The organism is Sinomonas sp. B1-1, assembly GCF_050474465.1.
Taxonomy (GTDB): domain Bacteria; phylum Actinomycetota; class Actinomycetes; order Actinomycetales; family Micrococcaceae; genus Sinomonas; species Sinomonas flava.
Window position 1 is genome coordinate 82468 of sequence record NZ_JBCHVF010000007.1, and the last position, 25050, is coordinate 107517.

23 protein-coding genes are annotated in these 25050 nt (G+C 70.9%); 16 read left to right on the top strand and 7 right to left on the bottom strand.

What is annotated here, in order from left to right:
* The first annotated feature begins 142 nt into the window (after nucleotides 1-142).
* Complete coding sequence (serC, locus tag ACQ5BE_RS11665; RefSeq protein WP_430297177.1) at nucleotides 143-1276, top strand: phosphoserine transaminase; 1134 nt, start codon at nucleotides 143-145, stop codon at nucleotides 1274-1276.
* A gap of 74 nt (nucleotides 1277-1350) precedes the next feature.
* Here serC and ACQ5BE_RS11670 read toward each other — a convergent pair whose 3' ends face one another.
* Both ACQ5BE_RS11670 and ACQ5BE_RS11675 read right to left on the bottom strand, forming a co-directional pair.
* Nucleotides 1351-1869 carry a DUF3027 domain-containing protein gene (locus ACQ5BE_RS11670; protein ID WP_430297178.1) on the bottom strand — a complete coding sequence of 173 codons (519 nt, stop codon included), beginning with the start codon at nucleotides 1867-1869 and terminating at the stop codon, nucleotides 1351-1353.
* Between the two features lie 2 nt (nucleotides 1870-1871).
* Nucleotides 1872-2246: a cold-shock protein gene (locus tag ACQ5BE_RS11675; protein WP_413250939.1), complete on the bottom strand. Its 375-nt coding sequence runs from the start codon at nucleotides 2244-2246 to the stop codon at nucleotides 1872-1874.
* A 184-nt stretch (nucleotides 2247-2430) separates the two neighbouring features.
* On the opposite strand from ACQ5BE_RS11675, the gene ACQ5BE_RS11680 reads away from it, so the two are divergent.
* The 6 genes from ACQ5BE_RS11680 (at nucleotide 2431) to ACQ5BE_RS11705 (ending at nucleotide 11725) form a co-directional block, all read left to right on the top strand.
* Nucleotides 2431-2712 carry a hypothetical protein gene (locus ACQ5BE_RS11680; protein WP_430297179.1) on the top strand — a complete coding sequence of 94 codons (282 nt, stop codon included), beginning with the start codon at nucleotides 2431-2433 and terminating at the stop codon, nucleotides 2710-2712.
* 1 nt (nucleotide 2713) lies between these two features.
* On the top strand, nucleotides 2714-5116 hold the full coding sequence (locus ACQ5BE_RS11685) for a helicase-associated domain-containing protein (RefSeq protein WP_430297180.1): 2403 nt from the start codon (nucleotides 2714-2716) through the stop codon (nucleotides 5114-5116).
* Nucleotides 5117-5165: 49 nt separating this feature from the next.
* The gene (locus ACQ5BE_RS11690) at nucleotides 5166-6887 is read left to right on the top strand and encodes a DNA repair helicase XPB (RefSeq protein ID WP_430297181.1); all 1722 of its coding nucleotides are present in this window, start codon (nucleotides 5166-5168) and stop codon (nucleotides 6885-6887) included.
* A gap of 53 nt (nucleotides 6888-6940) precedes the next feature.
* Nucleotides 6941-9067 carry a prealbumin-like fold domain-containing protein gene (locus ACQ5BE_RS11695; RefSeq protein WP_430297182.1) on the top strand — a complete coding sequence of 709 codons (2127 nt, stop codon included), beginning with the start codon at nucleotides 6941-6943 and terminating at the stop codon, nucleotides 9065-9067.
* 241 nt (nucleotides 9068-9308) lie between these two features.
* Nucleotides 9309-9770, top strand: a complete 462-nt coding sequence (locus ACQ5BE_RS11700; RefSeq protein WP_208711708.1) for a DUF6220 domain-containing protein — start codon at nucleotides 9309-9311, stop codon at nucleotides 9768-9770.
* A 23-nt stretch (nucleotides 9771-9793) separates the two neighbouring features.
* Nucleotides 9794-11725 (top strand): multicopper oxidase family protein, encoded by a 1932-nt coding sequence (locus ACQ5BE_RS11705; protein WP_430297183.1) that lies wholly within the window; start codon nucleotides 9794-9796, stop codon nucleotides 11723-11725.
* Nucleotides 11726-11738: 13 nt separating this feature from the next.
* Here ACQ5BE_RS11705 and ACQ5BE_RS11710 read toward each other — a convergent pair whose 3' ends face one another.
* A complete protein-coding gene (locus tag ACQ5BE_RS11710) occupies nucleotides 11739-12860 on the bottom strand; it encodes a hypothetical protein (RefSeq protein WP_430297184.1) in 1122 nt (373 codons plus the stop codon).
* A 41-nt stretch (nucleotides 12861-12901) separates the two neighbouring features.
* Between ACQ5BE_RS11710 and ACQ5BE_RS11715 the strand changes: the two genes are divergently transcribed.
* The 7 genes from ACQ5BE_RS11715 (at nucleotide 12902) to ACQ5BE_RS11745 (ending at nucleotide 18924) form a co-directional block, all read left to right on the top strand.
* Entirely contained in the window at nucleotides 12902-13366 is a 465-nt protein-coding gene (locus tag ACQ5BE_RS11715) for a MarR family winged helix-turn-helix transcriptional regulator (protein ID WP_430297185.1), read from the top strand.
* Nucleotides 13367-13424: 58 nt separating this feature from the next.
* The gene (locus ACQ5BE_RS11720; protein WP_208711704.1) at nucleotides 13425-14138 is read left to right on the top strand and encodes a response regulator transcription factor; all 714 of its coding nucleotides are present in this window, start codon (nucleotides 13425-13427) and stop codon (nucleotides 14136-14138) included.
* An 11-nt stretch (nucleotides 14139-14149) separates the two neighbouring features.
* Nucleotides 14150-15697, top strand: a complete 1548-nt coding sequence (locus ACQ5BE_RS11725; RefSeq protein ID WP_430297186.1) for a sensor histidine kinase — start codon at nucleotides 14150-14152, stop codon at nucleotides 15695-15697.
* A 148-nt stretch (nucleotides 15698-15845) separates the two neighbouring features.
* Nucleotides 15846-16136, top strand: a complete 291-nt coding sequence (locus ACQ5BE_RS11730) for a WXG100 family type VII secretion target (RefSeq protein WP_430297187.1) — start codon at nucleotides 15846-15848, stop codon at nucleotides 16134-16136.
* Between the two features lie 79 nt (nucleotides 16137-16215).
* The gene (locus ACQ5BE_RS11735) at nucleotides 16216-17118 is read left to right on the top strand and encodes an RNase H family protein (RefSeq protein WP_430297188.1); all 903 of its coding nucleotides are present in this window, start codon (nucleotides 16216-16218) and stop codon (nucleotides 17116-17118) included.
* 229 nt (nucleotides 17119-17347) lie between these two features.
* Nucleotides 17348-17968 carry a DUF6318 family protein gene (locus ACQ5BE_RS11740; RefSeq protein WP_430297189.1) on the top strand — a complete coding sequence of 207 codons (621 nt, stop codon included), beginning with the start codon at nucleotides 17348-17350 and terminating at the stop codon, nucleotides 17966-17968.
* A gap of 359 nt (nucleotides 17969-18327) precedes the next feature.
* On the top strand, nucleotides 18328-18924 hold the full coding sequence (locus tag ACQ5BE_RS11745; protein ID WP_430297190.1) for a hypothetical protein: 597 nt from the start codon (nucleotides 18328-18330) through the stop codon (nucleotides 18922-18924).
* A 150-nt stretch (nucleotides 18925-19074) separates the two neighbouring features.
* Here the strand turns inward: ACQ5BE_RS11745 and groL are convergent, their stop codons facing one another.
* The 4 genes from groL to ACQ5BE_RS11765 all read right to left on the bottom strand — a co-directional run bounded on the left by groL (nucleotide 19075) and on the right by ACQ5BE_RS11765 (nucleotide 23103).
* The gene (gene groL / locus ACQ5BE_RS11750) at nucleotides 19075-20703 is read right to left on the bottom strand and encodes a chaperonin GroEL (protein WP_413250010.1); all 1629 of its coding nucleotides are present in this window, start codon (nucleotides 20701-20703) and stop codon (nucleotides 19075-19077) included.
* A 270-nt stretch (nucleotides 20704-20973) separates the two neighbouring features.
* Nucleotides 20974-22197: an ABC transporter substrate-binding protein gene (locus tag ACQ5BE_RS11755; RefSeq protein WP_430297191.1), complete on the bottom strand. Its 1224-nt coding sequence runs from the start codon at nucleotides 22195-22197 to the stop codon at nucleotides 20974-20976.
* 35 nt (nucleotides 22198-22232) lie between these two features.
* Nucleotides 22233-22829, bottom strand: a complete 597-nt coding sequence (locus ACQ5BE_RS11760; RefSeq protein ID WP_430297192.1) for a LytR C-terminal domain-containing protein — start codon at nucleotides 22827-22829, stop codon at nucleotides 22233-22235.
* A gap of 49 nt (nucleotides 22830-22878) precedes the next feature.
* The gene (locus tag ACQ5BE_RS11765; RefSeq protein WP_369802316.1) at nucleotides 22879-23103 is read right to left on the bottom strand and encodes a DUF3263 domain-containing protein; all 225 of its coding nucleotides are present in this window, start codon (nucleotides 23101-23103) and stop codon (nucleotides 22879-22881) included.
* Between the two features lie 210 nt (nucleotides 23104-23313).
* Between ACQ5BE_RS11765 and ACQ5BE_RS11770 the strand changes: the two genes are divergently transcribed.
* Nucleotides 23314-24093 (top strand): uracil-DNA glycosylase, encoded by a 780-nt coding sequence (locus ACQ5BE_RS11770; protein ID WP_430297193.1) that lies wholly within the window; start codon nucleotides 23314-23316, stop codon nucleotides 24091-24093.
* 58 nt (nucleotides 24094-24151) lie between these two features.
* Entirely contained in the window at nucleotides 24152-25018 is an 867-nt protein-coding gene (locus ACQ5BE_RS11775; protein WP_430297194.1) for a siderophore-interacting protein, read from the top strand.
* The last annotated feature ends 32 nt before the right edge of the window (nucleotides 25019-25050 follow it).

Sequence of the window (25050 nt, forward strand, 5' to 3'; positions counted from 1 at the left end):
ATTCTAGCTTATTTTGAACCGCTCAGATTAGACGGGACTCCCGGGCGCAATGGTTCGCGACACCAATGCCGGTGCGGCAGACTTGACCCGGGGCGAAGGGCACGGCCTCCGCCTCCACCCTGACCCACAAGGAGGCTTCACCGTGGCCGAATCCAGCCAGCTTCAGATCCCCGCCGAGCTCCTCCCTTCCGATGGACGCTTCGGAGCAGGTCCATCCAAGGTGCGCCGAGAGCAGGTCGACGCGATCGCGGCGGCGGGTGAGAAGCTGCTCGGCACCTCCCACCGGCAGGCGCCCGTCAAGAACCTCGTCGGCAGCGTCCGCGAGGGCCTCAAGGAGTTCTTCTCGGCGCCCGAGGGCTACGAGGTGGTCCTCGGCGTCGGCGGTTCAACTGCGTTCTGGGACGTCGCCTCCTTCGGCCTCGTCCGCTCCAAGGCCCAGCACCTCTCCTTCGGTGAGTTCGGCTCGAAGTTCGCCAAGGCCACGGACAAGGCGCCGTTCCTCGAGCGCTCCTCGATCATCACCTCGGAGCCGGGGACGCGCCCCTCCCCGAAGGCCGAGGCCGGCGTCGACGTCTACGCGTGGCCGCAGAACGAGACCTCCACCGGCGTCGCCGCCCCCGTGAAGCGGGTCGAGGGCGCCGATGCCGGCTCGCTCGTCGTCATCGACGCCACGAGCGCCGCGGGCGGCCTCGCCGTCGACGTCTCCGAGAGCGACGTGTACTACTTCGCCCCGCAGAAGAACTTCGCGTCCGACGGCGGGCTCTGGCTCGCGCTGTTCTCTCCCGCCGCGCTCGAGCGCGCGGAGGAGGTCAAGGCCTCCGGCCGGTGGATCCCGGACTTCCTGGACCTCAAGACGGCGATCGACAACTCGAAGCTGAACCAGACGTACAACACGCCCAGCCTCACGACCCTCGTGGGCCTGAACGCCCAGGTCGAGTGGCTCAACGGCCAGGGCGGCCTCGACTGGGCCGCCAAGCGCACTGCTGACTCCGCGGGCCGCGTCTACTCCTGGGCCGACGCCTCCGCCTTCGCCACGCCGTTCGTGGCCGACCCCGAGGAGCGCTCGAACGTCATCGCGACCGTCGACTTCGACGACTCGGTCGACGCCGCGCAGGTCGCCAAGGTCCTCCGCGCCAACGGGATCGTGGACACCGAGCCGTACCGCAAGCTCGGCCGCAACCAGCTGCGCATCGCCACGTTCGTGGCGATCGAGCCGGACGACGTCACCAAGCTCACCCAGTCCATCGACTGGGTCGTGGGCCAGCTCCAGGGCTGAGCACCGTCCGACGCACGACGGCGGGCCTCCACCTTCGCAGGTGGAGGCCCGCCGTCCGTCGGGGTAGGGGCCGCTCAGTCCTCGGTGTCAGGCGCGGCCTCCTCGGAGCCGCCCTCCGGTCCGGCCGCGGCAGGCGAGCCCTCGGTCTGGGGCGAGCCGCCGCCGTCGTGCTCCTTCGGAGCCGGGGCAGCCCCCGCGGCCTCCGCCTCGGCGCGGGCACGGTCCTCCGGACGCACGCGGTCCGCCCACGGCACCCACTCGGGAGCGAGGACGGAGTCCTTGGACGGGACCAGGCCGACCTCGCTCACCGTGACCACCTTGGAGCGGGAGGTGCGCGCGACCGTCACGAACCACTGCCAGCCGCGGTAGCCCGGCAGCAGCGATTCGAACAGGTGGGTGACCACGCGCTCGCCCTCGCTCTTGGCCGCGACGTGATCCCCGATGTCCTCGGGACGGGCCACGTCGGCGAGGGCCGCGCGCGCCTCACCCACGGCGGCGGCCAGGAAGGCATCCGGCTTGCCGATCCGCCAGATCGGGATGCCATCGGCGGTGGTCGGCAGGCCCTTCGGGGCGGTTCTCCTCGCGTCGGCCATGTCTACGCTTCGAGCTGGTCCGCGACCCGGCGGAGCACGGCGGCGATGGAGGCACCCTTGTCCGGGTACGTGCCCTTGGACAGCTGGCCGGAGAGGTTGTCCAGGACGCTGACCAGGTCCTGGACGATCGGGGCGAGTTCACGGGCCGGCATGCGCTTGGCCCGCGCGACGGACGGCAGCTTCTCGAGGACCCTCACGGACAGCGCCTGCGGGCCGCGGCGGCCGTCGGCGATGCCGTACTCGAGCCGCGTCCCGGTCTTGATCTCGGCGTCGGCGGGCACGGCGGACCCCGGCAGGAAGACCTCCTGACCGTCGTCGCCGGCGATGAAGCCGAAGCCTTTCGCCTTGTCGAAGAACTTGACCTTGCCAGTGGGCACTGCCACAACCCCCATCTATGAGGACTCGAAGGAAAGCGCCGCCGTGGCACGGCGGGTCGGCGGGCGCAGAGGCCTGCCCTGGCCCGTCACGGGCGCTTGCTGTACTGCTCCTAGGTTACTGGCTCACGCGCGCAAAGTAGGCCCCTTGCCCGTCGGCCGGGCAACTCACTGTTAGGTTTAGGCCATGGTGCCTTCTCACTCGGACGGGGGACCCGCCGACAGACCGGCAGGGGCGGGCCCGGGAATGCACGACGACGTGCGCGGACGGCTGCGTCTCCTCACCGTGGTCGGCGGAGTCCTCGCGGTCGTCTCACTGGGAGCCTGGGCGGTGACCCTCGGCCTGGCGGCGTCCGGGAGCGCGGCGCCGGCCTGGGTCGCGTCGGTCGCCCTGTACGGGCTGCCGGTCGCCTTCCTGATCATGGCCGCGGCCGTCGTCTGGACGGTCCTCGAGAGGAAGCGGCGCTGAGATGTCCTCGATCCGCGCGCTCGCCGAAGAGCTCTCCGCACGGGGCAACGATTCCCTGAGGCACCTGTTCGCGGCACGGCCGGACCTCATCATGCCCGGGGTGCCGGACTTCGCAGCGCTCGCCGCGCGGGCCTGCGCGAGGGTCAGCCTGCAGCGCGCCCTCGAAGCGCTGTCCAAGCCCGAGCTTCAGGTGCTCGAGGCGCTCGTGCTGACCACCAACGAGGACGAAGGCCGCAGCGGCAGCGCCGTCGAGCTCCGCCACGCCGTGGGCAACGCGACGCTGGGGACGCTCGAGTCCGTCCTGGCCGCCCTCTCCCAGCTCGCCCTCATCTATCGCGCGGACCCCCCGGACACCATCCACTCGGCCTCCGGGAGCCGGCGCCGCTACTACCTGCCCGTCGCCAGGATCCGTGAGGTGCTCGGAAGCTACCCGGCCGGGCTCGGCCGCTCCTACACGGACCTGACCACGGCGTCGGCCCTGTTCTCGGACCGGGCCGCCGCGATCGTGAACGCAATCCCCGGGGCCGTCCAGCAGCAGCCTGTGGAACACCACATCGCGGCCGCGTACGCCCTCGAGCGGTGGGCGGGGCTTCCGGAGGCCCTCGAGGGCGCTCCGCCGCGGACCGCCGAGGTCCTGGCGAAGTTCGAGAACTGGCCGGTGGGCGCGGTGCCTCACGCGCTTGCCCGTATCCGCCCCGGCCGCCGGACCGACAACCCGGTGGACTGGCTCCTCTCCCGCGGCCTCCTGGTCCCGCTCGACGACGAGCACGTGGAGCTTCCGCGCCCGGTAGGCCTCGCGCTGCGCGGGGGCAGGATCGTCCCCGGGCTCTCGCTCACGCCGCCTCCCGTGGAGACCGCGACCACGACCGAGGCGCTCCGCCGCAACGCCGCCCTCGGGGCCATCGGAGACGTCCTGCGGACGGTGAGCGCGCTCGCGGTCGAGGCCTCCGAGCGCCCCATCGAGACACTCCGCGCCGGCGGTGTCGGCACGCGGGAGCTGCGGCGGCTGGCAACGGCGCTGCGCACTGATCCGGACCCCGCAGTGTTCGCCCTCGAGCTCGCCTCGGAGGCCGGCGTGCTCAGCCTCGATCCGGACACCTCGACGTGGCGTGCCACGGGCGCGGAGGCGTGGCTCGCGCTGCCGCGGCCCGAGCAGTGGCTCATCCTTGCGACCGTCTGGCTCGACACGCACCGGGTGCCCTCCCTCGCGATGTCCGCCGAGGGCAGCGACCAGCTCTCCCCGCTCTCCGGGGAGGGCCAGCGCCCGGACGCCCCAGTCGTGCGGCGCCGCGTGCTCGAGGTCATGGCGCAGATCGCGGCCGAGTCCGGTGCGCGCGGCACAGCGCAGGCCAGGGGCCGGTGCACGGTGGCCGGGCCGGAGGCCCTGCGACAGCGGATCGACTGGCTCCAGCCGCGGCTGGGGCGCAGGCTGCGCGGCCTGCTCGAGATGGTCCTGGGCGAGGCGGCGCTCCTAGGCTTCACCGGCTCTGGAGCGCTCACGTCCGTGGGCGAGGCCGTGCTCCGGGACGACTTCGACGCAGCACGCGAGTGCCTCCAGGAGTTCCTGCCCGCCGGGGTGGACAAGGTCCTGCTGCAGGCGGACCTCACCGCCGTGGCGCCCGGCTACCTCGACCCCGTCCTCGCGCGGCGCCTCGCGCTGCTGGCGGTGCCCGAGGGACGCGGTCCCGCGACGATCTACCGCTTCTCTGCTGCGAGCCTGCGCCGGGCCCTCGACGCGGGCGAGGACGCGGCGTCGATCCACGCCTTCCTCGCCGAGCACTCGTCGACCCCGGTCCCCCAGCCCCTCGCCTACCTCGTGGACGACACGGCAGCGCGCCACGGGCGGATCCGCGTCGGCCGTGCGGGCAGCTTCATCGCCAGTGACGACGAGGCAGCCCTCGCGGGCCTCCTCGCCGACCCGGCTGCGCGCCCGCTAGGCCTGACGCAGATCGCCCCGACCGTCGTCGTGAGCAACGCCTCACCGAGCGAGGTCGCCGCGGTGCTCCGCGAGCTGGGGCTCTCCCCCGCCGTCGACGCGTCGCTGGACCCGGTGGTCCGGCTGCGGCGCCGGACCGCGGTGAGCCCGCTCCCCACGCCCGCGCCGCGTCCGAAGCAGCCGGACAGCGAAACCGTGGAGGCCCAGCTCGCGATCCTGCGCACGCAGTCCCCGGTCGGCCTCAACGGGGACGAGGCAGCTCCGCTGATGGGCATCGAGACGCTCCAGAAAGCGATCCGGCTCAAGCGGGCGGTACGCTTGAACATCGTCGACGCGCTCGGCAATTCGAGCGTCGAGGAGCTCCGGCCAGTGTCGATCTCTGCTGGCCGCGTGCGCGTCTTCGACCCAGAACGAGAGACCGAACGCGTGCTGAGCGTGCACCGGATCATCGACGTCGAGCTGGCCTGACCGGCCGCGGGCGCCGGGCCGCCGCCGCGATCGCCGGAAGGAGGCCCGCATGGGCGACGGACCGCTCATCGTCCAGAGCGACAAGACGATCCTCCTCGAGGTCGACCACCCGCAGGCCACCGAGGCGCGCCACGAGATCGCGGCGTTCGCGGAGCTCGAGCGCGCGCCCGAGCACGTGCATACCTACCGGCTGACGCCGCTGGGGCTCTGGAACGCGCGCGCGGCGGGCCTCGACGCCGAGCAGGTCCTCGACACGCTCCTGCGCTTCTCGCGCTACCCCGTCCCGCACGCCCTCCTCATCGACGTCGAGGAGACGATGTCGCGCTACGGGCGGCTGCGGCTCGAGAAGGACCCGGTGCACGGGCTCGTGCTCCGCTCGGATGACTTCCCCGTGCTCGAGGAGGTCCACCGCGCCAAGAAGATCGCCCCCATGCTGGGCCCGCGGATCGACCCCCAGACCACCGTGGTGCACTCCTCCCAGCGCGGCGCGCTCAAGCAGGCGCTGCTCAAGCTCGGATGGCCGGCCGAGGACCGGGCCGGGTACGTGGACGGGACCCCGCATCCCATCGCGCTCACCGAGACCGTGCCGGCCGCCCCCGGCACCGACGCCGCCGGTGGGACGCACGACGGCGGCGGGTCGCCGGCGTCGTCCGCGCGTGCGGGCGGCGGGTGGTCCCTCAGGCCGTACCAGCGGGTGGCTGCTGAGAACTTCTGGGCGGGCGGCAGCGGCGTCGTCGTGCTTCCGTGCGGTGCCGGGAAGACCCTCGTGGGGGCGGCCGCGATGGCACAGTCCTCGACGACCACGCTCATCCTGGTGACCAACACCGTCTCGGCGCGGCAGTGGCGGGACGAGCTCCTCAAGCGCACGACGCTGACCGAGGACGAGATCGGCGAGTACTCGGGCGCGGTGAAGGAGGTCAGGCCGGTCACGATCGCGACCTACCAGGTGCTCACCGCCAAGCGCGGCGGCCTCTACCCGCACCTCGAGCTGCTGGACGCGAACGACTGGGGCCTCATCGTCTATGACGAGGTGCACCTGCTCCCCGCGCCCATCTTCCGGATGACGGCGGACCTCCAGGCCCGGCGGCGCCTGGGCCTCACGGCCACGCTCGTGCGCGAGGACGGGCGCGAGGGCGAGGTGTTCTCCCTCATCGGCCCGAAGAGGTACGACGCGCCGTGGAAGGACATCGAGGCCCAGGGGTACATCGCGCCGGCGGACTGCGTCGAGGTGCGGGTGGACCTGCCGCGCGACGAGCGCATGGCGTACGCGATGGCGGAGGAGGCGGACAAGTACCGGCTCTGCGCAGCCAGCGAGTCGAAGACGGACGTCGTCGAGCGGCTCGTGGCCAAGCACGAGGGCGAGCAGCTGCTCGTGATCGGGCAGTTCCTGGACCAGCTGGCGGAGATCGGCGAGCGCATCGGCGCGCCCGTGATCACCGGGGCGACCAGTGTCAAGGAGCGGCAGAGGCTTTTCGACGCGTTCCGGGCGGGCGAGGAGCGGCGGCTGGTGGTGTCGAAGGTGGCCAACTTCTCCATCGACCTGCCTGAGGCGTCGGTGGCGATCCAGGTGTCGGGCTCGTTCGGGTCGCGGCAGGAGGAAGCGCAGCGGCTCGGGCGGCTTCTGAGGCCCAAGGCTGACGGCCGCGGCGCCCGGTTCTACGCGCTCGTCGCACGGGATACCCTCGATGCAGACTTCGCCGCGAAGCGGCAGCGCTTCCTCGCCGAGCAGGGGTACGCCTACCGGATCCTCGACGCCGGAGAGATTGCATAACAGGCGTTTTCCCAGCTCATTGTGAGCTGCGTCACAGGTGAGTATGATGGCCGATGGCTGGGACGTACCGCTTCGGCGGTCCTACGGACGGTGGCTGGGGCCGAACTGCTTCTCGTGAAGACAACCGCGAAAGCACATCCCCCATGAAACTCATTCACCGCACCCGGTGGGGTGCAGCCGTGGCCGTGGCAGCTCTGGTCATGGCAGGCGCGACATCAGCGCAGGCAACGCTAGGCGGCGGGACCATCAATGCCGCAGACGGCAATTTGGTCGCCGATCCGGCCGGAGACTGGGCCAACGCCGGCGTCAGCTGTACCGACCCGCCCGGGATCACCTACTGCGGCCTCGACAAGGCCAGCGGCTCGGCTGATGACTCCTTCACGCAAGGAACGAGCGAGGACACTGCGGTGCCCGTCATCGACTCCGGATCCATCCCCCCGAACAAGAGCGACCTCACACGCTTCTACGCGAAGATCGTCACTGAGGCGAACGGCAAGGACTACGCCTATCTCGCGTGGGAGCGCGTCCAGGCCCCGTCGGGCACGACCAATATGGACTTCGAGCTCAACCAATCGACCCAGAAGTCGACCAACAACGTGACCCCTGTGCGGACTGCGGGCGACTACCTCATCCAGTACGACCTGTCGAAGGGCGGTACTCATCCGACGATCTCGTACTCGATCTGGCGCACTGCAGCATCCCAAGGCGCCTGTGAGCAGAACAACAGCTACCCATGCTGGGGGTCCAAGCAGACGCTTCAGGGAAGCACGATCGTCGAGGCTGCGGTCAACAACCCGACCGACAATCCGACTACCGGAGTAGTTGTCGATCCAATCAATCCGGGAGCACCGAGGAGCCTTGACCCGTTCACCTTCGGCGAAGCTGCGATCAACCTCACTGACTCGGGAATCATTCCATCAGGCACGTGCACGAGCATCGGCCAGGCTTACCTCAAGAGCCGCTCGTCCGATTCGTTCACGTCCGCGTTGAAGGACTTCGTTGCCCCAATCGCCGTGAACTTCAACAAGTGCGGCAAGATCACGATCGTGAAGAACACGGTCGGCGCCAACGGCACGTTCGGGTACACCGCGACCGGCCTGCCCGCTCCGAACTCGTCGACCTTCAGCCTCACGACGACGAACAACACCGCGAGCACGTCGTTCACCAACCTCTTCAACGGCACATACACCTTTGATGAGACATCACTCCCGACCGGTTGGACGTTCACGAGTCTCGCCTGCACCAACGCGGCCAACAAGCCCGTCAGCTCGTTCAGCTACAGCGGGACTAAGGCTACGGTCAACCTCGTCGGCCAGGGCGACGTGACGTGCACGTACACGAACACTGCACAGGCCACGTTGAACATCGCCAAGGTCACTGACCCAGCCACCGACACGACCACCTCGTTCAGCTTCACCGGACCCAACAGCGACTCGGGCTCGACGACGAATGGCGGCACGCCGGTCACCAGGGCCAACCTGTCGCCGGGAACCTACACATGGTCCGAAACCGCCAAGAGCGGGTGGGACCTGACCGGCATCTCCTGCACTGACCAGACTGACACCAGCGGTGCGAGCACCGTGAACACCGCGACCGCATCCGCGACGTTCAACCTGCAGCCCGGCGAGAACGTGACGTGCACGTTCACCAACCGTCAGCGCGGAACGATCAACGTTCACAAGCAGGATGACTCGAGCCCCGCAGCAGCGCTGGCCGGCGCGGTATTCACTCTCTACACGGATGCCGCTCCCGTCGGAGGCGCCGCTCCGGGCGCCGAGGACACCTCGACCGGGGCGACATGCACGACGAACGCGAGTGGCGACTGCTCGTTCACGAACGTTGTGCCGGGCGCGTACTGGGTGGTCGAGACGACGACTCCTTCTGGCTACACGACAGCGGCCCCGCAGGCCGTGACCGTGGGCTCGGGGGCCACCGTGCCGCTGACGTTCACCGATCCGCGGCAGTTCACGATCATCGCGTTCGTCTGCAAGAACGCAGACAACTCGCTCTACGGGAGCAGTGTCACCTTCAGCCCGGATCAGAAGACGTCCATCAGTGACGTGCCTTCGGCCCTGGCGGCGAAGGGTGTCACCGAGGCCGACCTGTGCGGCCTCGGCGGAGCCACGTTCAGCCCGAGGAACTACGGTTCGCACGACGGCAATGTGACGATTCCGCAGTGATAGCGCCTTGAGCGTGAAGGTCTCGATCTCCAGGAGGCCCCGCTGTCCGCAGCGGGGCCTCCGCCATGCCGAGCGCATTTCTTCAATCGATTAGCTAAACCATCTTTACAACGTGCACCCGCAGGCCTACCCTGAAGGTGCTGGGAATGTTCTGAGGCCTCGTCATGAGCGCTCTGGCCGGAGCGCGAGGCCTCGGCCGACGGCCCATACCGGACACTCGCACTCTCCCCTGGAGCCTCCCATGCGCAAGGCATTCCTCGTTGTCGCCGCCCTGCTCTTCCTCGACACCATTGCCCAGCTCTACCTCGCCGCGTTCGGCACCTTCGCCTTGGACCTCATCCCAAATCACGAGTCCTTCGACTACCACGCGTTCAACGGGCAAGTCGTCCTGCGCCTCCTGGCACTCGTGGCGATCCTGTGCGCCGCGCTCGCGAAGGCGGGCAAGAACACCATCTGGCTCACCGTCGGGATCTTCGCACTCACCTGGGTCCAGCTGCTGGTCTTCATCGTCGGCGGCCTGCTCACCGGCGCCGGCCCGGACAACCCCACCATCGCCGGCGCGTGGGCCGTCGCGACCCACGCGGTCACGGGCCTGCTGATCATCTTCTGCTGCTACTGGCTGCTGCTGCGGGCCCGCCGTCTCGACAAGACGGGAGCCACGCCTCGGCCGGCCGCCACGCCCGCCGAGACAGCCGCCGCCTGACCGGCGGCACCAGGAGGCATCCCATGGCCGGATCGGCCGTCCTCGGCATCGACCTCATCCTCGCGGCCGCCTGCGCGGCGGCGTGGATCGGGGCGCTGGCCGCGGCGGTGCTCAGACGCAGCCCGACGGCGCCGGGCTGGCTCCCCGCCTGGGCCTCGGCCGGTGCCGCCGCTCTCGGGATGTCCCTCGGGTCGGTGCGTGTCGGGCTCCTGCTGGCCGCCGTCCCGGCGCTCGTGGGCGACCGCCTCCTTGGCGCGACGGCGCTCACCGCACCGGGCTGCCTGACCGGCCTCGCCGCCGTCGTGCTTCCGCCGCTGATCCCCCGGTGGGCCCCGCAGCTGAAGCTCCCTGCCCTGGCCTTGGCGGCGACCCTGACGACGGCAGGGTTCCTCGCCGTCGTGACACTCGGGACGCCGGCCGGCTGGCTTCCGGCCGCCGTTCTGGCGGCGGTCGCACTCCTGGGCGCGGCCGCCGCGGCCACGGGCTTCGCACGAGGCTGGCGGCATCGCGCCATCAAGGCCGCGGGCGTCCTCGGCGTGGCCCTCATCGCCGGGTCGCTCGCGGTGGCGTGGATGGACAGCCGCGCGGCCGCGCCGTCGGCCTTCCATGCCGGGTCCCATCACTCGACCCTTGCCTCCACCACCACATCCACGGATGCAACCCCGCGCGGCGTCGACACACTCCGCGCGGGGGCGCCGCAGGGGCCAGTGCGCGACTACACGCTCCACGCCAGGAGCGAGCGGGTCACCCTCGACAGCGGCCAGACCGTCGACGCCCTCACGTTCGGCTCCCTCCCCGGCCCCGCACTGCGCGCAACCGAAGGCGACACGGTCCGGGTCACCCTGGTCAACGACAGCGTCCCCGACGGCGTGACGCTCCACTGGCACGGCTACGACGTCCCCAACGCCATGGACGGTGTACCGGGCGTGACGCAGGACGCCGTGATGCCGGGCCAGTCGTTCACCTACGAGTTCCCGGCCGTGCAGACCGGCACCTACTGGTACCACACGCACCAGAACGCGGCCGCGAACGAGCCGCTCGGCCTCTACGGCAGCCTCGTCGTCGACCCTGCCGACGGGCGCGACCCCTCCGTCGCCGACCTCGCCGTTCCTGTGCACACCATCGGCGGGGCCACCCTGTTCGGCGGCCATGCCGGCGTGTGGACGGAGACCGTCGCTGCAGGCCGCCAGGTGCGCGTCCGGCTCATCAACACGGACCAGCTCACCCAGCGCTTCAGCGTCGCGGGAGCCGCCTTCCGGCTCGCGGCAGTCGACGGCGGCGAACTCCCCGGCGGCGCGGAGCTGGCCCAGACGGTCCTGCCGCTCGCAGCGGGAGGCCGCTACGACGTCGTGCTCACCATGCCCGAGCACCCGGTCCAGATGGCCGTGGAGGGATCACGCGGCGGCGCCCTCGTGCTCGCACCGGACGGGACGCCGGCTCCCGCCTCCGTGCCCCGGTTCGTCCAGGGGCCTGAGATCGACCTGGCCGGGTACGGGGCGCCCGCGGCACAGCCCGCACCCGCACCGGACCGCACCGTGGCCTACACGGTGGACCGGCTCCTGCGCTTCGTCGACGGCGTCCCCCGGTTCGCGTTCACGGTGGACGGCGCGGTGTATCCGAACATCCCGCCCCTGGTGGTCCGCGAGGGCGAGCGCGTCCAGGTCACAGTCGTCAACCGCAGCAGCGAGGTCCACCCGATGCATCCGCACGGCCACCACGTGCGCGTGCTGAGCATCGACGGCCGCGCAGTCGCCGCGGACCTGCGGATGGACAGCCTCGACGTCCGGCCCGGCCAGATCTGGACCGTCCTCCTCACTGCGGACAACCCCGGCATCTGGATGGACCACTGCCACAACCTGCAGCACGCCCGCGAGGGGATGGTCTTCCACCTCGCCTACGACGGCGTCGAGACCCCCTTCCGGCACGATGCCGGCTCCGCGAACCGCCCGGAGTAGTGCGCGCCGCGGCCTACGCGGTCTCGCGCACCGCGTCGAGGAGGAACCGGGCCATCCCCGCGCGCGTGCGCAGGCGCTCGCGCAGGGCGGGCGAGTCGCCGTCGGCCAGCTCGCGCGGCGAGAGCGCGGAGAGGCAGTTGAAGATCGCCATCGAGAGCACGTGGCCGCGGCGCACGACGGCGCGCGGGATCCTCGCGCCCGCATCCTCCAGCCCGCGGGCGTACTCGTCCTGGACGAGAGGAGCCAGTGCCGGGAGGGCATCGGGTCCGAGCTCGCCGCTGTTGATGCGCCCCGCGAGCAGCTGGCCGAGGTCGAAGCCCACCGGCTGGAGCGAGTAGGAGCCCCAGTCGATGGCCGTCATCGAGCCGTCCGACGCGAAGAGGTTCTGCGGGCTGGCGTCCCCATGCGCGCGGAGCCGCGGCAGGGCCTCGAGTTCGGCGAGGTAGTCTTCGGCGCGGAGTGCGAAGGCGCGCAGGTCCGCCAGGAGCGCCGGGTCGGCGGCCTGGGCGATGACCGGGTTGTCCTCCGGCTCCCGGCTGAGGAGCCGTGGGATGAACACGTGCCGCGCCGCGCCCTCGTAGAAGAACCGGAGCGGCCGCTCCGGTGGGCGCTGCACGTCGGGGCTGCCGGCGAAGCGGCCCAGGAGGTAGGCGGCGCGGGCGAAACGGGCCTCCTCCCACGGCTCGGGACCGTCGAGGACGTCCTGCATCCAGATCGCGGCGTACTCCCCGGGCAGTTCGCGGACCAGATAGATGACGGGCATGGCCATGCCCTCCGGGAGGGTCGCGGCCAACTGGCCGTTATAGGCGTCGAGCTCAGTCCGCCAGTTGATCACCTTGGCGAGATACGCCCGGAGAGCCTCGGGGACCTGTGCGATGCCGGACCAGTAGAGCGGGCTGCGGCAGACCTTGACGATGAGGGAGAACGGGAGTCCGTCGACGGTCCCGCTGACTCGGTTGAGGCATTCGGTGGTCATGTTGTAGACCTCGCCCGGCACGGGCTCGACCGTCAGCCGCTCAATCTGCCGCGCGCCGTCGTGCGTCCCCGCCGCGCGGGCCGCTATGGCCGCGAGCTCATCGAGGTCGATCTGTGCCCGGCCCAACTTCGCCGCCTGAGCCTCCTGGGAGGCGTCCATGCCGAAAGTAAAGCACGTTTACTTTCCCCTACACTAGGGGGATGGCCGAGAACATCGCGAATCTCCTGGGGGCGGTCTTCGAAGCCTTCCGCGCCGAGCTCTACGCGAGGGACCGCAGCGGACTGAGGTCGTCGCAGCTGCGCTACCTGACCCTCGTTCCGGACGACGGCGTGAGGGTGGGCGACATGGCGGCCCGAGCCAGCATGAGCAAGGCCGGGGCGGGGCAGTTCGCGGCCGCGCTCGAGGAGCAGGGGCTCGTCGAGATCCTCGCCGACCCCGCCGATTCCCGGGCCAAGATCGTCCGCCGCACGCCCGCGGGACGCCGCATCGCGTCGAACGCCCTCGCCGCCGTCGCCGAGATCGAGGCGGCATGGAGCGCGTCGATCGGCGCCGAGCGGTACACGGCGATGCGCGCCGCCCTCGAGGAGATCGCCGCCCTCAGCCAGGCGCCGTCGCCCGCCGAGCCGAACTCGGCAGCGCCGGCGCCGCCGGCACCTGCCGCCTAGGCCAGTCGCAATCAGCACACAGCGGGCATCCAGAAAATTCTCAGAAACTGAACGCACCATGGGAAGCGTGAAGAAGACCGAACCCGAGGCGAAGCTGCTCGTTGTCGACGACGAGCCGAACATCCGCGAGCTCCTGTCCACCTCCCTGCGCTTCGCTGGCTTCGAGGTCATCGCCGCCGGCAACGGCCGGGAGGCGCTCACCGCGGCGGAGGAGCAGGCTCCGGACCTCGTCGTGCTGGACGTCATGCTCCCGGACATGGACGGTTTCACCGTCACACGGAAACTCCGCGCGGCCGGGCGCCACGTGCCCGTCCTGTTCCTCACCGCCAAGGACGAGACGGAGGACAAGGTCCAGGGGCTCACCGTCGGCGGCGACGACTACGTCACCAAGCCGTTCAGCCTCGACGAGGTCGTCGCGCGCATCCGGGCCGTCCTCCGCCGCACCCAGCCGCTGCTGGACGACGACGCCGTGCTCCGCGTCGACGACCTCGAGCTCGACGACGACGCCCACGAGGTGCGCCGCGGCGGTGTCACGATCGACCTCTCCCCCACCGAGTTCAAGCTCCTGCGCTACCTGATGCTCAACCCGAACCGGGTGCTGTCCAAGTCCCAGATCCTGGACCACGTGTGGGAGTACGACTTCAACGGCGACGCCTCCATCGTGGAGTCGTACATCTCCTACCTGCGCCGCAAGGTCGACGCGAACGGGCCGAGCCTCATCCAGACCAAGCGTGGAGTGGGGTACGTGCTGCGGACGGCGGAGAAGCGCTGACTGTGCTGGCCGTGTGGAAGAGGACGTCGCTGCGCACGCAGCTCGTCGCGATCATGATGGTACTGCTCACGAGCGCCATCTTCTTCACGGCCGCGGCCACCGTCACGCAGCTGAAGACCTACCTGATCGGCCAGCTGGACCTCAAGCTCGCTACCGCCTCCGGGTTCGCGCGGGACAACCAGAACATCCAGCTCCTGACCGAGGTCAACCCCCTCATCCCGCAGGACTACATCCTCGTGCTCTACCCTGAGGGCGGGTCTCCGCAGACGTACATCCAGCCTGAGAACACCGAGGGGCGGCCCGACGTGCCCGCGATGAGCGTCGCGGACGCCGCAGCCATCCAGAAGTCGGGGCAGGTGCTGCAGACGCGCGGCACCGACCGTTCCATCGACTGGCGCTACACGGCAATCCCCGTGCGGATCATCGAGACCAACCAGCCCGCGGCGATGATCATCGGCCTGCCGCTGACCAGCGTCGACCAGGCCGTGGCGCACACGCTCTCGCTCACTGCGGGGGTCGGGATCATCACGCTTGCGACGGCGTTCGTGATCGCTACCTGGACGGTGACCCGGGCCTTCCGGCCGCTACGGCGGGTCGAGAAGACGGCGGCCGCGATCGCCGCGGGGGACCTCTCGCAGCGTGTCGACGAGGAGGCGCCCGGCACCGAGCTGGGGCGGCTCTCCTCGTCGCTGAACGCGATGCTGTCCCACATCGAGGTGGCCTTCCAGGCGCGGATGGCCTCCGAGGCCCGGATGCGCCGCTTCATCTCCGACGCCTCCCACGAGTTGCGCACGCCCCTCGTGACCATCCGCGGCTTCTCCGAGCTCTACCGCCATGGGGCCCTCGCCAAGGAGGAGGACGTGGCCACCGCGATGGGCCGCATCGAGAGCGAGGCGAAGCGCATGGGGACCATGGTCGAGGACCTCCTCACCCTCGCCCGCCTCGACGAGCAGCGCCCGCTCCAGCTCCGCCCGGTAGACCTCCTGCCTCTCGCGCACGACGCCGTCGTGGACGCACAGGCCTCCGCCCGCCAGCGCGCGATCCGGCTCGTGGGGCTCGAGGACGGCGCGAGGCCGGCTGCCGCCCCGACGCTGGGCGACGAGGCACGGCTCCGCCAGGTCATCGGGAACCTCGTGGGGAATGCCCTCCGGTACACACCGGGCGGCTCGCCGCTCGAGATCGCCGTCGGCACACGTGCGACCGGCGGCCGGTACGTCGCCGCCGTCGAGCTGAGGGACCACGGGCCCGGGATCGCCGAGAAGGACGCCGCGAAGATCTTCGAGAGGTTCTACCGGGCCGACACCTCGAGGGCGCGCGACACCGGCGGGACCGGCCTCGGGCTCGCGATCGTCGCCGCCATCGTGGCCTCGCACGGCGGTTCCGTGCGGCATCAGGACACCCCCGGCGGCGGTGCCACGTTCGTGGTCGAACTGCCGTACGTCGTCGTGCCCGACCGCCCCGCCGAGCCGCCGACGTCCACCGCCGGCGGCGCGCGCGAGGAGGGCGGCAGCCCCGGGACGGCGCCGCGCACGACGGCGGGTGGCAGCCGGGGCGCATAGCGCGCCTCCCACTGGTCCTCCACAGGCCCGGGCTCGCCCCATCTGTCCACATAGGAGTCCCTTGGGCTGCTCTCCCGTGGCAGGCCTTCCTAGGCTCGGCAGGGTAGGCGCGGCGAGGGCCGCGGATCCTGACGGAAGGCGGAGTGAGATGGCGATCATGAAGGTGGACACCGAGGCGATCGACTCGAGCGCCCAGACGGTGCTGGCGACCTCGGAGCGGGTGAGGGCGGAGGTCCAGGCCCTGCGGAACAACCTCGAGGCCCTCCGTGGGAGCTGGGAGGGCCAGGCGTCGAACAGCTTCCAGATCCTGGCCGGGGACTGGGCGCGCACCCAGGCGCAGGTCGAGACGTCCCTCGGCCAGATCGGCGCGGCGCTGCGCAGCGCCGGGTCGGCCTACGGCACCATCGAGACCGACAACGCGCGGCGCTTCGCCGGCTGATCCTGCCTCCGCGGCGGCCCGCTCCACAGCTGGGGACGGGCCGCCCGGGCTGTCGGCCGTGTCTGGCAGGATGGAGGCCATGACCATCACCGCCGCCGCCGACGGCTCCGCCCTCGGCAACCCCGGCCCGGCCGGCTGGGCCTGGTACATCGACGAGGAGCGCTGGCACGCGGGCGGCTGGCCGCACGGGACAAACAACCAGGGCGAGCTCATGGCCGTCCTAGACCTGTTCCGGTCCACGGCCCACGTCCCGGACGAGCCGCTCCACGTCCTGTGCGACAGCCAGTACGTCATCAACTGCGTGACGAAGTGGATTCCGGGGTGGAAGCGGCGCGGCTGGAAGAAGGCCGACGGGAAGCCTGTGCTCAACGTCGACCTCCTGCGGCAGATCGACGCCGAGCTGGTCGGGCGGAAGTACACCTTCGAGTGGGTGCGGGGCCACGCCGGGCACGAGCTGAACGAGGCCGCCGACGGGCGCGCGCGGGCCGTTGCCCTCGCCTACCAGTCGGGAGCGGAACCGGCTGAGGGGCCGGGGTTTGCCGCTGCACGCCGCCCGGAGGCTACGGCCTCCGCGGCTCCGACCATCGACCAGCCCGAGCTCTTCGCCGGCCCCGACGACGAACCGGCCGACCGCGGGGACGACCGTGACGTCACCGCAGTCGTAGAACTCGAGCAGGAACTGCTCAACCCGGAGGTCCGGGCCGACTACGGCCAGCTCGCCTACCTCCTCCACCCGGAATATCGGGAGATCGGCTCGTCTGGCCGGATCTGGGGCCGAGAGGAGCTGATCGAGGAACTGGTCGATGCGCCGGACCTGCAGGTCCGGTTTGAGCTCATCGACGCGTCCCCCATTTCGGAGGACGCGATCCAGGTGCTCTACCGCGCCGTCGGGGCGGCGGGGGCGACTCTGAGGAGCTCCCTCTGGCAGCGCAGCGACGACCGGTGGCGCCTCCGCTTCCATCAGGGCACCCCAGAATCCTGAGCCCCTTCCCCTCCCCGCCCTCCCCACCCTGGTTTCGGGTACAGCTATTCCCCTCCCACCCACCTTTCGGGTACGGCAAACTTTCCGCTCGGGAATCTCGGGTACGCCAAAGACGCCTCTGATTAACCCTGTGGATAACTTGCGACGGGCGGTGTCATAGGCCTATAGACTGGCCCCATCGCACCGGTCGCCCGTGTGGCGGCCGACCAACGACTTCGGGGGAATGTCCATGGCGCACCATCGCGCACTTCGTTATGCCCTGCCCGCGCTGCTTCTCAGCGGTTCGCTACTCGTCTCAGGCTGCGGAGGCGGCGCAACAGCCGGACCGAGCCCGACCGGAGGGCCCTCTTCAGAGGCCGCAACAGCTGACCCTCGGCCGACGCCGGCAAGCTCCACCGCACCGGCACGCAACGTTCCGGTCCCTGCACTGCCGGAAGCTGCGAAGCAGAACACGCGGGAGGGATTCGAAGCCTTCGTCCGGCACTACATCGACCTTCTGGACTACGCCTACCAGACCGGGGACACGAAGCCGGCCCTCGCGGTGGCAGACCCGGGTTGCAATATGTGCAACACGATAACCAAGGACGCCAGCACTATCAGTGTCCAGTCTTGGCTGGTCGGGGGAAGGCTTCAGGCTTCAGAAATTTCTGTCGACGCGTCTCCAGATATTGACTCAATCTGGCTCGCATACCTCTCGCTTACCCAAGCGCCCTACGTTGATTACGCACCCACCGGGCCACTCGCAACTACTTCTCCCAGCCCATTGAAGGGGTTAGTCGCACGCGGCGAGTTCACTGAGGGAGCATGGCGAATGTTCGACCTAGGCACCCCGAAAGGTGCAAAGAAATGATGGGGCGCCGATTTCGTCCATCCGTTCTCGCGACAGCTCTCACTCTTAGTCTCTTGGCGCCGACGTCGATAACGATGGCACGCGCTGCTTCTCTGGAACGTCCGGCACCTGATCCAACCGGCCCCCCTACCAGAGCCGGGGCCAGTGGTGGGAGCATCATCGCCGAAGCTGACAATGAGACGTCTAGCGCGCTTTCTCGTCGAGATGAGCGCTCGAGCGAGTCAGTAAGGTCAGCTGGCATGGTGGAGGGCCCTCAAGCCCCCCAACCCTACTGGGACCGAGCGTGTCTGACTGACCCGAACGAGGTGGCCACGAAGTGCCTTCCTCAGCAGGATCGCTGCGGCGGAGATGGTGAGCTGATGCAGCTCATGGTGCCCGTTCCGGGGACAACGCCCACCCGCTATGCGAAGTCGGGCGCCCCGACATGCCAGTTCCCGGACCAGCCGGTGCCGGTGCAGGGACCGGCTGCGATTCCTGCCTTCACCCAGAAGGAGTTCCGCGAGCTGCCTTTGGCCGCCGCGGCCATCGGGTCCCAGCCCGGCCGGCACACGCTCAAGGGCGCTGAGACCAACATCTACGCCGATGCCAAGGATCAGACGTTCAATCTCACCCTCGCAGGCCATGGCTTCGTCATCAGGGCCCGTCCGGCAGAATACCGGTGGACGTACGGCGACGGCGCAGCCCTCACCACCACAGCGCCGGGTGGCCCCATCCCGGAGAGCCGCTGGGGCGAGAAGACCGTCACTAGCCACGCCTACGCAGCTACCGGCACCGTCGCCGTCGGACTTACAACGATCTTCACCGGCGAATACTCGGTCAACGGCGGCCCGTTCCAGGCGATCGTCGGCACAGCCGAGGTCCCCTCGCTCCCGCGCACGCTGAGCATCTGGCGCTCGGAGGTCAAACGCTACGCCGACGACTGCAACGTCAATCCCGCTGGCGACGGCTGCTCCTAGGCACGCACCGCGCGTACCCGAGACAGAAACGCGGACGGCGGGGTCCCCACAGAAGTGGGGACCCCGCCGTCGTGCGTGGGGTGGCCGGGCGGACACTCCGCGTACCCGAAACGTCAGATACGCGGATTGTCCGTACCCGAGACGGGGGGCTTAGAAGCCGCCCATGCCGCCCATGTCGTCGGCACCCGGGCCGGCCGGAGCGGCCTTCTCGGGCTTGTCGGCGACGACGGCCTCCGTGGTGAGGAACAGGCCGGCGATCGACGCGGCGTTCTGCAGCGCCGAGCGGGTGACCTTGACCGGGTCGTTGACGCCGGCGGCCAGGAGGTCCTCGTAGACGCCGGTGGCGGCGTTGAGGCCGTGGCCGGCGGGCAGGCCGCGGACCTTGTCCACGACGACGCCCGGCTCAAGGCCCGCGTTGAAGGCGATCTGCTTCAGCGGGGCGTCGATGGCGACCTTGACGATGTTGGCACCGGTGGCCTCGTCGCCCTCGAGCTGGAGGTTCGCGAAGGCCTTGGCGCCGGCCTGGATGAGGGCCACGCCACCACCGGCGACGATGCCCTCCTCGACGGCAGCCTTCGCATTGCGGACGGCGTCCTCGATGCGGTGCTTGCGCTCCTTGAGCTCGACCTCGGTGGCCGCGCCAGCCTTGATGACGGCCACGCCGCCGGCGAGCTTGGCGAGGCGCTCCTGGAGCTTCTCGCGGTCGTAGTCCGAGTCGGAGTTCTCGATCTCGGCGCGGATCTGGGACACGCGGCCGGCGATCTGGTCGGCGTCGCCGGCACCCTCGACGATCGTGGTCTCGTCCTTGGTCACGACGACCTTGCGGGCCTTGCCGAGCAGCTCGACCGTGGCGTTCTCGAGCTTGAGGCCGACCTCCTCCGCGATGACCTGGCCGCCGGTGAGGATGGCGATGTCGGTCAGCATGGCCTTGCGGCGGTCGCCGAAGCCCGGGGCCTTGACGGCGACGGACTTGAAGGTGCCGCGGATCTTGTTGACGATGAGCGTGGCCAGGGCCTCGCCCTCGACGTCCTCGGCGATGATGAGGAGCGGCTTGTTGGTCTGCATGACCTTCTCGAGGACCGCGACGAGGTCCTTCACCGAGGAGATCTTGGAGTTCACGATGAGGATGTACGGGTCCTCGAGGACCGTCTCCTGACGCTCGGCGTCCGTGACGAAGTAGGCCGAGATGTAGCCCTTGTCGAAGCGCATGCCCTCGGTGAGCTCGAGCTCGAGGCCGAAGGTGTTGGACTCCTCGACGGTGATGACACCCTCCTTGCCCACCTTGTCGAGGGCCTCGGAGATGAGCTCGCCGATCTGGGTGTCGCCGGCGGAGATGGACGCGGTGGCGGCGATCTCCTCCTTGGTCTCGATCTCCTTCGCGGAGGAGAGGAGCTCCTCGGTGACGGCCGCGACGGCCTTCTCGATGCCGCGCTTGAGCGAGAGCGGGTCGGCGCCGGCGGCGACGTTGCGGAGGCCCTCGCGCACGAGCGCCTGGGCGAGCACGGTGGCGGTGGTGGTTCCGTCGCCGGCGACGTCGTCGGTCTTCTTGGCGACCTCCTTGACGAGCTCCGCGCCGATCTTCTCGTACGGGTCGTCGAGCTCGATCTCCTTGGCGATGGAGACACCGTCGTTCGTGATCGTGGGGGCGCCCCACTTCTTCTCGAGGACGACGTTGCGGCCACGCGGGCCGAGGGTCACCTTGACGGCGTCGGCCAGCTGGTTGAGGCCGCGCTCGAGGCCGCGACGGGCCTCCTCGTCGAATGCAATGATCTTGGCCATGACGGCTTCGGTCCTTTCGGGACGTGTCTGTCGGTGGGCCACCCTGCTGAAGCGCCCGCGACGGCCGGCTCCCGGGCCCGTATGGACGGACCGCGGAGGCCTCACCCCAGCGAGGTGTTCCTGTCCCCCGCGCCTGACAGCGTTAGCAGTCAGAGCGTGGGAGTGCTAGGTCAATGTTTAGCACTCGACCCACCCGAGTGCAAGCGCACAGCCCGTCCCGGACGCTCCCGCGCCGGCGTGTTCGCGGCCAGCGCACGACGGCGCGCGCGGCTACCGCGCGACGGTCACCTCGCCGTCGTGCGCGGGCAGGTTGTCCGCATGGAAGGCGAGCACCATGAACCGGCCAGTGGTGACGTCCCCGTGCCCGTCGAAGTCGATGGGCCCGGACTCCCCCTCGTAGTCCACCGCGGTCCCGCGGCCCTGCGCCGCGAGGCATGCGGCCAGGCCCGAGCACTTCTCGCGTCCGGCGGCCTGGCCCGGCCCCTGCCCGGCGGCCTCCCCGCCCGAGACGGAGGTCAGTCCGGAGGCGATGGAGGCGCCGGCGTCGTCGCCGGCCGCACCGGCAGCGAGGATCGCGAGGGCGGCGGCGTCGTAGGCCTCGGCCGCGAAAGTCATGTCCTTCAGGCCGGGCTCATGCTCGAGGACCGCGGTCTGGAAGTCGATGCTCGGGAAGGCACCCGGGACGGCGGCGTGGGCGCCGTCGAGCACGCCGTTCGCGAGCGCCGAGCCGTACTGGTCCACGAGCCCGTCGGAGAGCAGGAGCCTGCTCCCGGGGATCCCGGCCTCGGCGAGCTGGGTGAGCACCGACCGGCCGTCCGAGCGCGCGACGACGAGAACGGCGTCGGCGTCCTTCGCTCCCGCGGCCTTGGACCGGACGTCGCCGCGTCCGAACTCGGCGCTGCCGGACTCCTCGAGCCCGGCGGCCGAGGCCGCTCCCGCCGCGCCGGCCGCGACAGCCTTCCCGTATGCGCTGTCCTCGTGCAGCACCGCAATGCGGTGGGCTCCGGTGCGCTTGGCGAGTTCGACGAGGGCGGCGCCCTCGGCGCCCTCGGGCGCGGCGGTGCGGAAGAAGAAGCCGCCGCTCCGGTAGTCGCTCAGGCTGGCAGCGGCTGCCGCCGGGGAGATGAGAGGGACCTTTGCGGCGGCGAGCGCGTCGATGGCGGCGGGCGCGCGGCTCGAATCCGTGGGCCCGATGACGACGTCGGCGCCGGCCTCCGCGAGGCGCTTCGCTCCACTGCCCGCGTCCTCGCCGACGGCTGCGTCCAGCAGCTCGACCGGCTTCCCCTTGAACCCGCCGGCGGCATTCGCCTGCTGCACCGCGAGCACGACGGCGGCGCGCTGGGCGTCGTTCAGGTAGGCGGACTGGCCGGCGGAGTCCAGGATGAGGCCGAGCCTCAGGACGCCGTCGCCGGATGGCGCCGGCTGGGCGGTGCGCGCGTCGCCGCTGGGGCCGCAGGCCGCAAGGGCAAGAGACGCGAGGCCGGCGGTGGCCACGGCAGCAAGCCGTGGCAGTGCGGTGCCGCGGCACCTCACCCGGCGTACCCGGGGCCCACCACGGCGGCCAGCGGCAGCCCGAGCGCCGGCGCCTCGAGCACGGTCTGGATCCCGAGGTCCGCCGCCAGGGCCTTCGCGGACCCGGCGTCGGCCGCGGAGCGGTAGTACACCACGGACGAGTTGACGGGGGCGCCGGCCCAGTTGCCCACGTCCGTGACCGTCCAGCCGGCCGTGCGAGCGGTGGTCGCGACGCGGTTGCCGAGCCCGGCCGTGCCGGTCGCGTTGTACACGCCCACCTCGAGGGCCTTGTTGGCGCTCTCGGTAGGCGTGGGGGTGGGCGCCGCTGAAGTCGGCGCCGGGGCAGGCGCGGAGGCCGCGGGCTGGGAGCCCTCGGGGGCGGCCTGCGAGGTCGACGGCGCCGACGCCACGGCGGATTCGGAGCCGCTGATCCCGAGGCGCGGGAGCAGGAAGAAGGCCACCGCCCCGATCACGAGGGCGAGGATGCCTGCGGCGAGGATCCACCCGAGGCCCGACCGCCGCTGCGGCTCCTCCCCCTCCCGCGTCCTGTGCACGCCCTGCCTGCGGGGAGACTCGGGTACTGCATCGAATTCGTCGCGGGGGTACGTTCTCATGCCTGGGTCAGGGTCCTTGTCGGTGGCCTGCTGGGGACAGCGGGCAGCGTCAGGCGCCCCCACCGAGCCGGCGGGCGGTGCGCGCGCGCTGCCGCGACGTCCTCAGTCTACGCAACCTCTTCACGAGCATCGGATCGTGGGCCAGGGCGGCCTCGGTGTCGATGAGGGTGTTGAGCTGCTGGTAGTAGTGCGTGGCGGAGAGGTCGAAGAGGTCGCGGATGGCCTGTTCCTTGGCGCCCGCGTACTTCCACCACCCGCGCTCGAGGGCCAGCATCTTCACGTCCCGCTCGCTGAGCCCCTCCACGGGGCGGCCTGCCGCCGCCCGCTCGAGATCCTGGGCCCTGACATGGGTCTGGTGCGCTGCTGCCGACATGGGTTCCAGTTTAAGAGGGAACTACAGGAGTGTCATTCCGGCGCGCCCGGCGCTGCGCCCAGAGCGTAGTCTCCCGGGCGCCGCCGAGCTCCCTCTGGCACACTGGCGTGGATGATGGACGCCGAACCCCTCTTCGACCTGCCGGCCCCCGCAGCGGGCGGGTCCCCCGCCGCCGACCCCGCGGCGTCGTCCGAGGAGGCCGCCCGCGAGTTCGAGCGGATGGCGGCCGCCCCGCTCGCCGAGCTCGTGCACCCCGAGTGGGCGGTGGCCCTCGCTCCCTGCGAGCCGACGCTGCGCGCCGCGCTCTCCGCCCTGGCCCGCCAGGCGCACGACGGCGCCGTCATCCTCCCAGCCCCCGCGCGCCTCCTGCGGGCCTTCGCCCGCCCGCTGCACGAGGTGAAGGTGATCGTTATCGGCCAGGACCCGTACCCCACGCCCGGCCACGCCATCGGCCTCTCCTTCGCATGCGACGCGCACGTCCGGCCCCTCCCCCGCAGCCTCGCCAACATCTACCGGGAGCTGGCCGCCGACCTCGGCGTGCCTGCCCCCAGTGACGGCGACCTGTCCCCGTGGGCCGAGGAGGGCGTCCTGCTGCTCAACCGGGTCCTGTCGGTGCGCGCCGGCGCGGCCGGGTCGCACCGCCGGCTCGGCTGGGAGGAGGTCACCGACGCGGCGGTGCGGGCGGTCGTCGCCCGCGGCGCACCGCTCGTGGCGATCCTGTGGGGCAGGGACGCGCAGTCGGTCGCGCCTCTCCTGGGAGCGACGCCGACCATCGCCTCGGCGCACCCCTCGCCGCTGAGCGCGTCGCGGGGCTTCTTCGGCTCGCGCCCGTTCAGCAGGGCGAACGAGCTCCTGGCCCAGCAGGGCGCCGCTCCCGTCCGCTGGGCCTGACCCAGGCCCCGCGTCACGGGAGCCGGGCCGGCGCGGGCCACCCGGTAGTCTGGGGCGCATGACTTCGCCCGCCGAGAGCCCAGCGCCGCAGGGACCCGCCGCCGCCCCCGCGAAGAGGGCCCGGCCCACGCTCGACCTCGTGGTCGCGCGCACCGAACAGCTGACCCCCCACATGGTCCGGGTCGTGGTGGGCGGGCCCGGGTTCGACGCCTTCGTGGACAACGGCTTCACCGACAAGTACGTGAAGATCGCCTTCCCGACGGCGCTGCCCGGGGGCCGCTGGCCGGACGGGCCCGTGGACCTGCAGGCGCTCAAGGAGTCCCTCCCGCGCGCGCAGTGGCCCGTGTCCCGCACCTACACGGTGCGCTGGTTCGACCCTGCGGCCAGAGAGGTCGCGATCGACTTCGTGGTCCATGGCGACGAGGGCCTCGCCGGGCCGTGGGCCGCAAACGCGCAGCCGGGCGACCGGCTCGTGTGCACCGGCCCCGGTGGCGCCTACTCCCCGGCCCCGGACGCGCCGTGGTACCTCTTCGCCGGAGACGAGTCCGCGCTTCCCGCGATCGGGGCGGCCCTCGAGGCCCTCCCGGCGGACGCGACCGGGATCGCGTTCCTCGAAGTCGGCAGCGGAGACGACGTCATCGAGCTGCGCGCGCCCTCCGGGATCGATGTCCGTTGGCTCTCCCGCGAGGGCTTCCCCGCGGGCGAGACCCTGGTGCTCGCCGAGGCCGTCGCCGAGTCGACGTGGCCGGAGGGCATCCCCCACGTGTTCGCCCATGGCGAGCGGGGGGCCATGAAGGAGCTCCGCGCCGTGTTCAAGCAGCGCGAGGTGCCGCGCGAACGACTGTCCCTCTCCGGCTACTGGGCCCTGGGCCGAGCGGAGGACCAGTTCCAGGCGGAGAAGAAGCTCCCCATCGGCCAGATCTGAACCGGCGTCCCGGGGGCACACCCACGGGGTAA

Coding starts and splice junctions, on each gene's coding strand:
- ACQ5BE_RS11670 (WP_430297178.1), bottom strand. CDS start 1,869: ATGGCCGACGCGAGGAGAACCGCCCCGAAGGGCCTGCCGACCACCGCC.
- ACQ5BE_RS11680 (WP_430297179.1), top strand. CDS start 2,431: ATGGTGCCTTCTCACTCGGACGGGGGACCCGCCGACAGACCGGCAGGG.
- ACQ5BE_RS11685 (WP_430297180.1), top strand. CDS start 2,714: ATGTCCTCGATCCGCGCGCTCGCCGAAGAGCTCTCCGCACGGGGCAAC.
- ACQ5BE_RS11690 (WP_430297181.1), top strand. CDS start 5,166: ATGGGCGACGGACCGCTCATCGTCCAGAGCGACAAGACGATCCTCCTC.
- ACQ5BE_RS11695 (WP_430297182.1), top strand. CDS start 6,941: ATGGCTGGGACGTACCGCTTCGGCGGTCCTACGGACGGTGGCTGGGGC.
- ACQ5BE_RS11700 (WP_208711708.1), top strand. CDS start 9,309: ATGCGCAAGGCATTCCTCGTTGTCGCCGCCCTGCTCTTCCTCGACACC.
- ACQ5BE_RS11705 (WP_430297183.1), top strand. CDS start 9,794: ATGGCCGGATCGGCCGTCCTCGGCATCGACCTCATCCTCGCGGCCGCC.
- ACQ5BE_RS11710 (WP_430297184.1), bottom strand. CDS start 12,860: ATGGACGCCTCCCAGGAGGCTCAGGCGGCGAAGTTGGGCCGGGCACAG.
- ACQ5BE_RS11715 (WP_430297185.1), top strand. CDS start 12,902: ATGGCCGAGAACATCGCGAATCTCCTGGGGGCGGTCTTCGAAGCCTTC.
- ACQ5BE_RS11720 (WP_208711704.1), top strand. CDS start 13,425: ATGGGAAGCGTGAAGAAGACCGAACCCGAGGCGAAGCTGCTCGTTGTC.
- ACQ5BE_RS11730 (WP_430297187.1), top strand. CDS start 15,846: ATGGCGATCATGAAGGTGGACACCGAGGCGATCGACTCGAGCGCCCAG.
- ACQ5BE_RS11735 (WP_430297188.1), top strand. CDS start 16,216: ATGACCATCACCGCCGCCGCCGACGGCTCCGCCCTCGGCAACCCCGGC.
- ACQ5BE_RS11740 (WP_430297189.1), top strand. CDS start 17,348: ATGGCGCACCATCGCGCACTTCGTTATGCCCTGCCCGCGCTGCTTCTC.
- ACQ5BE_RS11745 (WP_430297190.1), top strand. CDS start 18,328: ATGCAGCTCATGGTGCCCGTTCCGGGGACAACGCCCACCCGCTATGCG.
- groL (WP_413250010.1), bottom strand. CDS start 20,703: ATGGCCAAGATCATTGCATTCGACGAGGAGGCCCGTCGCGGCCTCGAG.
- ACQ5BE_RS11760 (WP_430297192.1), bottom strand. CDS start 22,829: ATGAGAACGTACCCCCGCGACGAATTCGATGCAGTACCCGAGTCTCCC.
- ACQ5BE_RS11765 (WP_369802316.1), bottom strand. CDS start 23,103: ATGCTGGCCCTCGAGCGCGGGTGGTGGAAGTACGCGGGCGCCAAGGAA.
- ACQ5BE_RS11770 (WP_430297193.1), top strand. CDS start 23,314: ATGATGGACGCCGAACCCCTCTTCGACCTGCCGGCCCCCGCAGCGGGC.
- ACQ5BE_RS11775 (WP_430297194.1), top strand. CDS start 24,152: ATGACTTCGCCCGCCGAGAGCCCAGCGCCGCAGGGACCCGCCGCCGCC.